The following is a 12,170-nucleotide window of genomic DNA, read 5'->3' as shown; positions in this document are numbered from 1 at the left end:
AGGGCTCAATCCATCCTACGAGATTTGGGTCGAGCCCACCGGTCATCGACTAGCCCATTGCATTGTCCGGTATGGCCCAAGCGGACGTTAGTCTTATTCGATCACCTCGTCCGCAAACGCCAGCAGACCGGGCGGGATTTCGAGGTTCAGCGTCTTTGCGACCTTGAGGTTGATCACGAACTCAAATCTGGTGGGCTGCCAAATCGGCAGGTCGGCCGGCTTGTCCCCCTTCAGAATGCGGCCGACATAGATCCCGCCTTGCCGAAAGGCGTCGGTCAGACTGTTGCCGTAGCTCATCAAGCCGCCGGCGTCAGCAAAATCGCGCCACGGGTACATTGTGGGTATGGCGCTAAGCGCCGCTAGATCAACGACACGACGACGTTCAAGATTGAAGAGGCGGTCGGAGGTTACAAGCAGCGCGTTTGCTCGACGTTTGACCGATGTCGCAAACACCTGTTCGAGCTCGGCGAGGTTTCGCGCCTCCAGAACAAGCAGTTGCAGTCCCGAGGAAGATGCGGCTGATCGCAGGCCTGTTACATCCGCATTTGGATTGTCCGGATTGACCAGCACCCCCACCAAAGACGCGTGGGGTAGTAGAGCATGCAGCAATTCGAACCGCTTCGGCTCCAGCGCGCTCACCTGGAACGCAACCCCAGTGGCATTACCGGCCGGGCGATTGATGGAGGCAGCCAGGCCCATAGCGACTGGATCGAGGCCCACCACGAACACGATAGGGATTTCCGAGGTCGTCGCTTTGGCGGCCAATGCCCCGCCATTGTCGGCGGTAAAGATCAGAGCGACGCGCTTACGAACCAAGTCGGCTGCGGCGTCTCGCAGTTCTTCATTGGCGTTGGGCCAACGTCCCGCGATGGAAACGTTCTGGCCTTCAACAAATCCCATTTGCTTGAGGCCGCGGCGAAACGCCTCTCCGAACGTCTCAGACCCGGGGCTCGGGCGATTGAGAGAGCCGATCACCGGCATTGCCAATTTCTGCGCCTGAGCGGGCAATGGCAAAGTCATTGCCGCAGCGCCAAAGGCCGTTATGAATTCGCGCCGTTTCATGCGTGCGACCTCGGAAAGCGCCTTGGACCAACTGAAGGCAGAGGTGGCAACGATAGAGGTCCAAGAACGGAAATCGCAGATTCGAGAATCTCTACCGCTTCACTGGTTCAGTTACTGGTTTTCCCTTCTCAACCACGAAGACGTTGAATGTTTTTGCAGGAACGCTTCCCTTGTTGTTTGCTTCGTGAACGACGCCGGGTTCATTGTGATAGGATTGTCCCGCCGTATAGGTCTTGGCCTCACTGCCCTCTTTTCGACCGATGACCTCGCCTTCGAGCACGGTCGTGTATCGTCGCCGGGATGGGTATGGAGGCCGGTGCCAGAGCCAGGCGGCCACTCGACGATCAGGGAGATAACTTCCTTGTCCGATTGCCCCGTCAGCGGCTCCTTCTGCAATGGAGTCACTTTCAGCTTTGGAGGCTCTTGTGCGAGAGCGACAGGATTCACCACGACGATTGTGACCAGCGCAATCGACGCCAAAATGTGAGCGAGCTTCATTGAGATCTCCCCCAGAATAATAAAAAGATAAACGCCTGTTTCAGTATAAGCGCGGCTAGATTATTCGTCGCGGTGCTTATTGCCAAGGCCGTTGGAGACAAGCTTTGTGACAGCCAGCTCGTAGGATGGGTAGAGCGAAGCGAAACCCATCAAGCTTCATCCTCACAAATCGGATCGAGCTCATCTCGATTCTGCGTCCGCCAAATTGAGCGATGGGTTTGGCAAGAGCTCATCCCGTCCTATCCGGCCAGCTGTTCGAACAGTGCGTGGACGAGGAATGCTACTATTGGAAGCACCACGATCCCCGTTAAAAGACGTTGCTTCAGATATTGCCGCTGTTGATCGTCTTTTGGCAGCGCTCGCCGTCATTCCGGGGCGCGCGAAGCGCGAGCCCGGAATCCGTCGTGCGGCAAGCAAGGTGGAGAAGTGGATTCGGGCTCACGCCCCCCGAAACGATGGTCTTACTTCTTGTCGCCCATGTGGTGAGGCGTCGAGGTGCTGGGTCCGCCGGTGTAATGATGACCGCCCGAAGAGGACTTCGTCGAGGCGCCGGTGGTCTCCTTCTTGCTGCCCATGTGATGCGGGACTTCGGTCTTCGGCCCGCCGCTGTAGTGATGGCCATTCTTCTCTTTGTCCGTGGTTTGAGCCACCGCAGGAACGGCCAGCAGGGACACGACGCCAATGGCGGCGAGGAGTTTCTTGGTGATCATGTTCGGTTCTCCGGATTGCGGGAGCTTTCATGGTAGGCCTCCGCGGCACATCGGCTTTGAGCAAGGTCAAGGAATGAGCTTCGTAGCTCTGTCGCCGCAGTTTGAGAGCCGTTGATCTGCGTCAACAAGGATAGCAGCGGTGCTCCTATGCTCTGTAAATCATAGGAGCGCGCCAATGTCGGTGCAGGACCATTCCGGGTATCGAGACCCCCCGCAGGAGGGCATGTCCGTCAAAGCCAAGGCCGGTCTGGTCCTGATCGGATTCCTGGCCATCGCCGGCGCGCTGCTGTTCACCGAGCACCGAGCCCACGTGCTCGGCCTCCTGGTCTGGCTGCCACTGCTCGCCTGTCCACTGATGCATTTCTTCATGCATGGCGGATACGGTCACAACCACGGCGGCGGGCGGGCGAACGATCCAAGGAGCGCGTGATGCACGACGCCGCGCCCGCCTACGGCCTCTGGAGCCTCGTCATCGTCAACTCGGCGGTGTTCATCCTGTTCGCCTACAGCTTCTTCAAGCCGCAGACCTCCCGCGACTGGCGCTCCTTCGGCGCCTTCAGCGCGTTTTTGGTGGCGCTGTTCGTGGAGATGTACGGCTTCCCGCTCACCATCTACTTTCTTTCGGGCTGGCTGCAGTCGCACTACCCGAATGTCGATTGGTTCTCGCATGATGCCGGCCACCTGCTCGAGATGATGTTCGGTTGGAAGACGAATCCGCACGCCGGACCCTTCCACATTCTCAGTTTCATCTTCATCGGCGCCGGGTTCGTCCTGATCTCCGCCGCCTGGAAAGTGCTCTACGACGCGCAGCAGACCCGCAGCTTAGCCACCACCGGCCCCTACAACTACGTCCGGCACCCGCAATATGTCGGCTTCGTGCTGGTGATGTTCGGCTTCCTGTTGCAGTGGCCAACTATCCTCACGCTGGCGATGTTTCCGGTGCTGACCGTCATGTATGTGAAGCTTGCCAGAGACGAGGAGCGCGAGGCCCGGGCCCAGTTCGGCGAGACCTATGCGCGGTACGCTGCGCAGGTGCCGGCGTTCTTTCCCCATCTCAACCGGCAATCCGGTCAGGGCTCTTCCGGCGGCTATCGTCACGGCTGACCTTCGGCAGCAATGCCCTTCGGCACTGGCTTGAAAGGACGTCGATGGGCGTGCCAGTCTTCACCGCGAAAGCGCTGACCAAGACCTACGTCTCGGGCGAGGTGGTGGTGCATGCCCTCAACGTCGTGGATCTCGAAATCGCCGAGAAGGAGGTGGTCGTGCTGCTCGGCCCCTCCGGAAGCGGCAAGACGACTTTGCTCAACATCATGGGCGGCCTCGACCGACCGACCGGCGGCAGGCTGTTCTTCCGCGACCTTGACCTGACGGATCTCGAGGATCGCGAGCTGACGAAGTATCGCCGCGACCATGTCGGCTTCGTCTTCCAGTTCTACAATCTGGTGCCGAGCCTCACTGCTTACGAAAACGTCGCACTGGTCACCGAGGTCGCCCAGGACCCGATACGGCCAGCCGACGCGCTGGCGCTCGTTGGGCTCGAGGAGCGGATGCATCACTTCCCTGCCCAGCTCTCCGGCGGCGAGCAGCAGCGCGTCGCCATTGCCCGCGCGGTCGCGAAACGACCGGCGGTCCTGCTGTGCGACGAGCCGACCGGGGCGCTGGACTCGAAGACGGGCATCCGCGTCATCGAAGCGCTGCTCGGGGTGAACCGGCAACTCGGCACCACCACGGTCATCATCACCCACAATGCCAGCATCCAGGAGGTCGCCGACCGGGTGCTGTTCTTCGCCGACGGTCGGATCTCCCGGATCCAGAAGAACGCGAGCCGGCGGCAAGCCGCCGAGCTCACCTGGTGACGACATGACAGCGCTCGACATCAAATTGTTTCGCGACGTCAGGCGGCTCTGGGCTCAGGTGCTTGCCGTCGCCTTGGTCGTTGGAGGCGGCGTTGCGACGCTGGTGCTTGCGGTCGGCTCCCATCGTTCCCTGGAAGAGACCCGGATCGCCTATTACGAGCGCTATGGCTTCGCCGACGTGTTCGCGCAAGCGAAGCGCGCGCCTAAGGCGCTCGCCGCTAGGATTGGCGAGATCCCCGGTGTCGCCGTCGTCGACACCCGCATCGCCAAGCTGGCGCTGCTGGATATTCCCGGCTTCTCCGAGCCCGCCAGCGCCCAGTTCGTCTCGCTGCCCGATAACGGCGAGCCGCACCTCAATCGACTCTACATGCGTTCCGGACGTCTTCCTGAGGCCGGACGGACCGAAGAGGTCGTCGTGAACGAGCCGTTTGCACGGGCTCACGGCTTCTCCGAGGGGGCGCGGTTCTCGGCCATCCTGAACGGCAAGAAGCGCGAGCTCGTCATCGTCGGCACCGCGCTGTCCCCCGAGTTCGTCTACACCGTCGGGCCGGGCGATCTGATGCCGGATGACCGTCGCTACGCGATCGTCTGGATGTCGGAGAAGGCGCTCGCCGGCGTCTACGATCTCGACGGCGCTTTTTCGGCGGTCTCGGTGAAGCTGCAGCCCGGCACCTCGGAGCGCGAGGTGATCTCGCGGCTCGACACCTTGCTCGACCCCTATGGCGGGCAGGCTGCTCATGGCCGCAAGGACCAGACCTCGCACGCCTGGCTCGATCATGAGCTCGACATGCTCAACAACATGAGCCGCACGCTGCCGCCGATCTTCCTGCTGGTCGCCGCATTCCTGGTCAATCTCACTCTGACCCGGCTGGTCGTGCTCGAGCGCGAGCAGATCGGTCTGCTGAAGGCGCTCGGCTATGCCGACAGCAGCATCGTGCTGCACTATTTCAAGTTCGTGGCGCTGATCGTCGTGATCGGAATCCTCCTGGGCGGCGTTGCCGGCACCTGGCTCGGCTTGCGCATCACCGCGCTGTTCGGCGACTTCTTCCACTTCCCGTTCCTGGTGTTCGCAAAGGCGCCGGACCTCCATGTCACCGCGGGCGCGCTCAGCGCGGCTGCCGCCGCGATCGGCGCGTTCCGGGCGCTACGCGGGGTGGTGAAGCTGCCTCCTGCCGTCGCCATGCAACCGCCGGCCCCGCCGGTCTATCGGCGGCTGCTGCCGGCGAGCATCCAGCTCGAGCAGATCCTGTCACAGCCGACGCTGATGATGATCCGCAACATTGCCCGGCATCCGGTGCGGGCCTTCTTCACCGCGCTCGGCATGGCGCTGGCGACTGCGATCCTTGTGGTCTCGCTGTTCACGCGGGACAGCATGGAGCACCTGATCGACGTGACCTATTTCCTCGCCGACCGGCAGGACGTAACCATCGGCTTTGCCGAGAAGCGGATCGCGAATGTCGTGGAGCAGGTGAACCGGCTACCGGGCGTTCTTGCCGCCGAGCCGTTCCGCGAGGTGCCGGTCCGGATTCGCCACGGCAACGTCGAACGCCGCATCGTCATCAGCGGCCCGCCGGCCGACGCCGACCTCCGGCGTATCATCGACGTCGAGCTTCGGCCGGTCGTGCTCCCGGAGACGGGCCTCGCCATCTCCGGCATGCTGGCCCACATCCTCGGCGTCGGGCCCGGCGATAGCGTCGAGATCGATCTGCTGGAGGGAGCCCGGCGAACCGTCACGGTGCCGGTCGTCGCGACCGTCGAGGACTATTTCGGCATCAGGGGCATGATGGAGATCGCGGCACTGCGCAAGCTGATGCGCGAGCCGCCCGTCGTGACCAGCGTCAATCTCAGCCTCGACGAGACCCGAACGGAGGACTTCTACGCCGCCGTGAAGTCCATGCCGACGGTCGGCGGCGTGGCGCTGCAGCGCGTCTCGCTGGCGAACTTCCGCAAGACCGTGGCGCTGCTCGTCACCACGATGGCGAGCATCTACACCGGCCTCGCCGCCGTGATCGCGTTCGGCGTGGTCTACAACAACGCCCGCATCTCGCTGTCCGAACGCGCGCGCGAGCTGGCCAGCCTGCGCGTGCTCGGCTTCACGCGCGTTGAGGTGCTGCGCATCCTGCTGCTGGAGCTCGCCATCCTCACCCTGATCGCCCAGCCGCCCGGCTGGCTGATGGGCTACGGGCTTGCATGGGTCATGAAGACGAACCTGGCCGGCGAACTGATGCGCGTGCGTCTCGTCGTCGAACATTCGACCTACGTCATCGCCACCTCGGTCGTGGTGTTGGCGGCCGTCGCCTCCGCAGTCGTTATCCGCGAACGCATCGACAAACTGGACCTCGTCGCGGTCCTCAAGACGCGAGACTAGCCATGCCGGCAAAGTGGACCAAACGTATCATCGGTGCTGCGGTCCTGGCAGCGGTCGCGGGAGGCCTGGCCTGGTTCGCCTGGCCCCGCCCGGTTCTGGTGGATCTTGCGACCGTCTCGAAAGGGCCGATCGAGGTCACGGCGGATGACGACGGAAAAACCCATGTCCGCCATGTTTACACGGTCTCGGCGCCCATCGCGGGAAAGGTCTTGAGGATTTCGCATCCGCTCGGCGAGCAGGGACCTTCGCTTCACGTCGGCGACGAGGTCGTCGCCAACCAGACCGTCATCGCCCTGATGCAGCCGACGCTTCCGGGTTTCATCGACGTGCGCTCGCGGGATCAGCTCCAAGCCGAAGTCTTGGCCGCGGATGCGGCGATCCAGCAGCAGGAGGCAGAAGTGAACCGGATCGAAGCCGCGCTGGATTTTTCAAGGACCGAATTCCAGCGGGCCCAGGCACTGTCGCGGACACAGACCATCTCCGCCCAGGCCTTCGACAAGGCGAAGTTCGAGGTCGCCACCAATGAGGCCGCCCTGGCCAGCGCCAAGGCCCAGGTCGACATGCGTCGCGCGGTGCGGACCAGCCTGGCGGCGCGGCTGATGGACCCGGCCAATGCCACGCCGTCGGCGGAGCCGGTCTGCTGCGTCCGGGTGCTCGCCCCGGCAAGCGGACGGGTGCTGAAGATCATCCAGGACAGCGAGGCGACGGTCCTACCCGGGACGCCGCTGGTCGATATCGGCAACCCGCTCGATCTCGAAGTCGTGGCCGACCTGCTCTCAACCGACGCGGTCCAGATCAAGGTCGGCGCGCCGGCCCGCATCGACGGCTGGGGCGGGAAGCCGATTAAGGGCAAGGTGGTCCGGGTAGACCCAGCCGGCTTCCTGAAAGTCTCGGCGCTGGGCATCGAGGAGCAGCGAGTCCGCGTGACCATCGATTTCAGCGACCCGCCTGAGGCGTGGGCCTCACTCGGACATGACTATCGGGTCATCGTCCACGTCACCACCTGGAGTGCTCAGGATGCTTTGACCGTGCCGGTGAGCGCCTTGTTCCGGAAAGGCGATCAGTGGGCCGTTTTTGCCGACGAGAACGATCGTGCAAAAACGACTCTCGTCCAGATCGGCCACCGCAACAGCCGCATGGCCGAAATTCGATTAGGTCTCACCGCCGGGGACCGCGTCGTGCTGCACCCGAGCGACCGGATCACCGATGGAGCGAGGATCGCGCAAAGAGGTCCGGAATAGATACAGGACGGCAAGCACGGGTTCGATGATGCCATCATGCCCCTGTTTTGCCCGACGGGTCAAACGAATTTCGTAAAATCGAAAAAGCGCAATCCAAACAAGACCCCGGCTACTGTGCATGGGGTTGTTTTTCGATAATTTTGTTTTCGGGCCCCAAACGTCCCCGGACCGACCAATCTCGCTACGCTTGAAACGGGCCCGCCCCGCCTCAGCTATCCACCTTCAGCGCGGCAATGAAAGCTTCCTGCGGGATGTCGACCTTGCCGAACTGCCGCATCTTCTTCTTGCCTTCCTTCTGCTTCTCCAGAAGTTTGCGCTTACGGGTGATGTCGCCGCCGTAGCACTTTGCGGTGACGTCCTTGCGCAGCGCGCGGACGGTCTCGCGCGCGATCACCTTGCCGCCGATCGCCGCCTGGATCGGGATCTGGAACATGTGCGGCGGGATCAGCTCCTTCATCTTCTCGACCATGGCGCGGCCGCGCCCTTCGGCGCGGGTACGATGCACCAGCATGGAGAGCGCATCGACCGGCTCGGCATTGACCAGGATCTGCATCTTGACGAGGTCGGCCGGCTTGTAGTCGGTCAGGTGATAGTCGAACGAGGCGTAGCCTTTGGAGACCGATTTCAGGCGGTCGTAGAAATCGAACACGACCTCGTTGAGCGGCAGGTCGTATTTCACCATGGCGCGGGAGCCGACATAAGTGAGCTCTTTCTGCGAGCCGCGGCGGTCCTGGCACAGTTTCAAGACGCTGCCGAGATATTCGTCGGGCGTGAGGATCGTGGCTTCGATCCAGGGCTCGTCGATCTCGGCGATCTTGACCACGTCGGGCATGTCGACGGGATTGTGGATCTCGATCTCCTGGCCGTCGGTGAGCTTCATCTTGTAGATGACACTCGGCGCGGTCGCGATCAGGTTGAGGTCGAATTCGCGCGACAGCCGCTCCTGGATGATCTCGAGGTGCAACAGGCCGAGGAAGCCGCAGCGGAAGCCGAAGCCGAGTGCGGCCGAGGTCTCCATCTCGAAGGAGAAGCTGGCATCGTTCAGCCGCAGCTTGCCCATGGCGGCGCGCAGCGTCTCGAAGTCGTCGGCATCGACCGGGAACAGGCCGCAGAACACCACCGGGATCGCCGGCTTGAAGCCGGGCAGCATGTCGGCGACCGGCTTCCTGTCATCGGTGATGGTGTCGCCGACGCGGGTGTCGGCGACCTCCTTGATCGCGGCGGTGATGAAGCCGATCTCGCCGGGGCCGAGCTCGTCGACCTGCTGCATCTTCGGCGTGAAGAAGCCGACGCGCTCGACGTCATAGGCCGCGCCCGTGCCCATCATGCGGACGCGCTGGCCCTTCTTCATGGTGCCGTCGACGATCCGCACCAGCACGACGACGCCGAGATAGACGTCATACCAGCTGTCGACCAGCAGCGCCTTCAATGTCGCGTCGCGATCGCCCTTTGGTGGCGGCAAGCGGGTGACGATCGCCTCCAGCACGTCGGGCACCCCTAAGCCGGTCTTGGCCGAGATCATCACCGCGTCGGAGGCGTCGATACCGATGACGTCCTCGATCTGCTGCTTGATCTTCTCGGGCTCGGCGGCGGGCAGGTCGACCTTGTTCAGGACCGGGACGATCTCGTGATTGTTGTCGAGCGCCTGGTAGACGTTGGCGAGCGTCTGCGCTTCGACGCCCTGGCTGGCGTCGACCACCAAGAGGGAACCCTCGCAGGCCGCCAGCGACCGCGAGACCTCGTAGGCGAAGTCGACATGGCCGGGCGTGTCCATCAGGTTGAAGATGTAATCCTTGCCGTCCTTGGCGCGATAGGCGAGGCGCACCGTCTGCGCCTTGATGGTGATGCCGCGCTCGCGCTCGATGTCCATGGAATCGAGCACCTGCTCCTTGCCCGCCATCTCGCGGTCGGACAGGCCGCCGGTCATCTGGATCAGGCGGTCGGCCAGCGTCGATTTGCCATGGTCGATATGGGCGACGATGGAGAAATTGCGGATGTTGGAAATGGGGACGGTCGTCATGGGCGCGGGATACCACTCACATCCCCGTGCGGCAACCATTCACTTGACCTCCGCGGCAGCAGGGGGCGACGCGCTCGGCAGCCCTGTGCTCGGCTGAACCGCTCGGATGGGGCAATATTTCGGTTTCGGCATCGGGGCGGTGTCGCAGGCCGCCCCCGTTCTAGCGGCTGCGGTCGTTCCCGAGCTCCGCGACCATCGATTTCAGGGGCGCGCTCTGTTATTCCTCCAGCTTTCTGTCATGGAAGCGGGCCATGTATTGGAAGAAGATTCTTTCTGCCTTGTTGTTTGCCGCATGTTTCGCCTTCCCGGCCGCCGCTGAAAAGCGCGTCGCCCTCGTCATCGGCAACTCCGCTTACCGGAGCGTGCCGCGGCTGGAGAACCCGGCGAACGACGCACAGCTGGTGGCCGATACGTTGCAGCGGCTCGGCTTCACTCTGGTCGGCGGGGGTGCCCAGATCGAGCTGGACAAGGCGGGCTTCGACAACGCGGTCCAGCGCTTCGGCAATCAATTGATCGGCGCCGACGTCGCCTTGTTTTACTACGCCGGGCACGGCATCCAGGTTCGCGGGGCGAACTATCTCGTGCCGATCACGGCGAATCCGACGCGCGAAACCGACGTGGATTTCCAGATGGTCGATGCCGCACTGGTGCTTCGCCAGATGGATGGAGCAGGAACCAAGCTGAACATCGTCATCCTCGATGCTTGCAGGAACAATCCGTTTGGCGGGCGTGGGCTGCGTGGCTCCGACGGCGGCCTGGCGCAGATCCGCGCTCCGGAAGGAACGCTGCTCTCCTACGCCACCCAGCCTGGAAACGTCGCGCTCGACGGCGCCGACGGGCATAGTCCCTACACGCGGGCGCTGGTCGAAACGATGCAGCGACCCGGGCTGGACGTGCTGCAGACGTTCAATCAGGTGGGGCTCATCGTCAAGCGTGCGACCGGCAGCGCCCAGCAGCCCTGGGTTTCCACCTCGCCGATCGACGGCTCATTCTACTTTTCGGGCGCAGCGGCAGGGCAGGTGGCGGCAGTCGACGTGCCGGCGACGGTCACAGCGCCCACCTCAAACCTTCCGTCTTCCGCTCCGGTGACGAGGACGCAGTCGGATTTCCTGTTTTCGGATTCCGATAGCCGGCTGCTTGCCGATGCCGATCTGAGGACGCTGAGCAAGGATGAGCTGCGCCTTGCGCGCAACGAGATCTTTGCACGGCGAGGGCGCTACTTCAGCGCGCCAGATCTGACGGCGAGGTTCAGCAAGTTCGCCTGGTACGTACCCCGGACCTGGGACCCTCAGCTCAGCGCCGTCGAGAAGGCAAATGTCGCCTTGATCGAACGCTATGAATCCGGCGGCCCGTCTCAGAGCGGCTTCATCTTTCCCGATTCCGATCGACGCCTGCTCACGTCCGCTGATCTGCGTGGGCTTTCGAACGACGAACTCCGTATCGCGCGCAACGAGATCTTTGCGCGACGCGGACGATATTTCGAAGCGGCAGATCTCAAGGCCCGCTTTGAGCGCTTCTCATGGTATTCGCCCAATACATGGAATCCCAAGCTCAATTCGATCGAGGAGGCGAATGTCGCGCTGCTCGATCAGGCCGGCAAGCGCCGATGATCGCGCTGCGGGCAGCACACGTCGTTGTCATTCTCGTGCTTGCCCCTGCCTCGGCGAAGGCCCAGACCAGAGCCGAGCTTCTCGATCGGCTGGTTCGCGCCTATCCCGAAGCTCTGTCCGGTCACGACGGCAAGCAAATTGTCTGGCGCGATGGCACCGCAATGCCGGTCGACGACGGCATCGACGACAAGTCGTTTGATCAGCGCCTGCGAGATGCCTCGATCATCGACCAGCTCCGTTTGTCCTATCCGGTTGGCGTTTCCGCAGCCCCGGGAGTGAACGCCGATCCCGGACGGTTCAGGAACGAAGCGTTCTTCAGGAAGATGTATGGCGACTGCCATGCCGGCGCAGTCCAGCGCAATCTCGTCACCATCGTCTGGCTGCCGCGATCATGGGGCAAGGCGATTAAGGTAACGCGGATCAACGGCGTCGCCGATCGGCTCAGGGAGGTGTCGGCGGAAATCGACAAGCTCGAGCCGGCGCTGAAGGCTGCCGCCTTTCCGATTGCCGGCGTGCTGTCGTGTCGGCCCGTCGCCGACACAGGCAAGATGAGCATGCATGGCTATGCCGCCGCGATCGACCTGAACCTGCGATATTCCGATTACTGGCTGTGGTCCGGCCGGGGAAAGTCGATTCCGTACAAGAACAGGATGCCGCAAGAGATCGTCGACATCTTCGAACGTCATGGCTTCATCTGGGGCGGCAAATGGTATCACTACGACACCATGCACTTTGAATATCGCCCGGAACTGCTGGCCCGGTGAACGCGACGATTTCCGGGCGGAGCGGGCGTTCGTTCACGCCA

11 protein-coding genes are annotated in these 12,170 nt (G+C 62.8%); 7 read left to right on the top strand and 4 right to left on the bottom strand.

The annotated features are described in order from the left end of the window. Positions 1–93 precede the first annotated feature (93 nt). The 3 genes from ACNJX8_RS39730 to ACNJX8_RS39720 all read right to left on the bottom strand — a co-directional run bounded on the left by ACNJX8_RS39730 (position 94) and on the right by ACNJX8_RS39720 (position 2,270). The gene (locus ACNJX8_RS39730) at positions 94–1,062 is read right to left on the bottom strand and encodes an ABC transporter substrate-binding protein (protein ID WP_439359022.1); all 969 of its coding nucleotides are present in this window, start codon (positions 1,060–1,062) and stop codon (positions 94–96) included. A 91-nt stretch (positions 1,063–1,153) separates the two neighbouring features. Further along, positions 1,154–1,342, bottom strand: a complete 189-nt coding sequence (locus tag ACNJX8_RS39725; RefSeq protein ID WP_439410305.1) for a hypothetical protein — start codon at positions 1,340–1,342, stop codon at positions 1,154–1,156. Between the two features lie 679 nt (positions 1,343–2,021). After that, a complete protein-coding gene (locus ACNJX8_RS39720; RefSeq protein ID WP_439359021.1) occupies positions 2,022–2,270 on the bottom strand; it encodes a hypothetical protein in 249 nt (82 codons plus the stop codon). A gap of 175 nt (positions 2,271–2,445) precedes the next feature. On the opposite strand from ACNJX8_RS39720, the gene ACNJX8_RS39715 reads away from it, so the two are divergent. Genes ACNJX8_RS39715 through ACNJX8_RS39695 form a run of 5 tightly spaced genes read left to right on the top strand, consistent with a single transcriptional unit; the run spans position 2,446 to position 7,735 of the window. Beyond that, positions 2,446–2,700, top strand: coding sequence for a DUF2933 domain-containing protein (locus ACNJX8_RS39715; protein WP_439359020.1), 255 nt, complete (start codon positions 2,446–2,448; stop codon positions 2,698–2,700). Continuing rightward, on the top strand, positions 2,700–3,374 hold the full coding sequence (locus tag ACNJX8_RS39710; RefSeq protein WP_439359019.1) for a methyltransferase family protein: 675 nt from the start codon (positions 2,700–2,702) through the stop codon (positions 3,372–3,374). Before ACNJX8_RS39715 ends, ACNJX8_RS39710 begins: the two co-directional genes overlap by 1 nt. 44 nt (positions 3,375–3,418) lie before the next feature. Beyond that, positions 3,419–4,126 (top strand): ABC transporter ATP-binding protein, encoded by a 708-nt coding sequence (locus ACNJX8_RS39705; protein WP_439359018.1) that lies wholly within the window; start codon positions 3,419–3,421, stop codon positions 4,124–4,126. Between the two features lie 4 nt (positions 4,127–4,130). Beyond that, positions 4,131–6,494 (top strand): FtsX-like permease family protein, encoded by a 2,364-nt coding sequence (locus tag ACNJX8_RS39700; protein ID WP_439359017.1) that lies wholly within the window; start codon positions 4,131–4,133, stop codon positions 6,492–6,494. Between the two features lie 2 nt (positions 6,495–6,496). Then, positions 6,497–7,735, top strand: coding sequence for an efflux RND transporter periplasmic adaptor subunit (locus ACNJX8_RS39695; protein ID WP_439359016.1), 1,239 nt, complete (start codon positions 6,497–6,499; stop codon positions 7,733–7,735). Between the two features lie 208 nt (positions 7,736–7,943). Here ACNJX8_RS39695 and lepA read toward each other — a convergent pair whose 3' ends face one another. Beyond that, on the bottom strand, positions 7,944–9,755 hold the full coding sequence (lepA, locus tag ACNJX8_RS39690; protein ID WP_439359015.1) for a translation elongation factor 4: 1,812 nt from the start codon (positions 9,753–9,755) through the stop codon (positions 7,944–7,946). Positions 9,756–10,006: 251 nt separating this feature from the next. Here lepA and ACNJX8_RS39685 point away from each other — a divergent pair, with 251 nt between their 5' ends. Next, positions 10,007–11,365 carry a YARHG domain-containing protein gene (locus ACNJX8_RS39685; RefSeq protein ID WP_439359014.1) on the top strand — a complete coding sequence of 453 codons (1,359 nt, stop codon included), beginning with the start codon at positions 10,007–10,009 and terminating at the stop codon, positions 11,363–11,365. Then, positions 11,362–12,129 (top strand): M15 family metallopeptidase, encoded by a 768-nt coding sequence (locus ACNJX8_RS39680; RefSeq protein WP_439359013.1) that lies wholly within the window; start codon positions 11,362–11,364, stop codon positions 12,127–12,129. Before ACNJX8_RS39685 ends, ACNJX8_RS39680 begins: the two co-directional genes overlap by 4 nt. Positions 12,130–12,170: the final 41 nt, after the last annotated feature.

This window comes from Bradyrhizobium sp. SPXBL-04, assembly GCF_051853035.1.
Taxonomy (GTDB): domain Bacteria; phylum Pseudomonadota; class Alphaproteobacteria; order Rhizobiales; family Xanthobacteraceae; genus Bradyrhizobium; species Bradyrhizobium zhanjiangense.
Note: the sequence above shows the minus strand (reverse complement) of the source record. Positions and strands in the feature narration are given on the sequence as shown.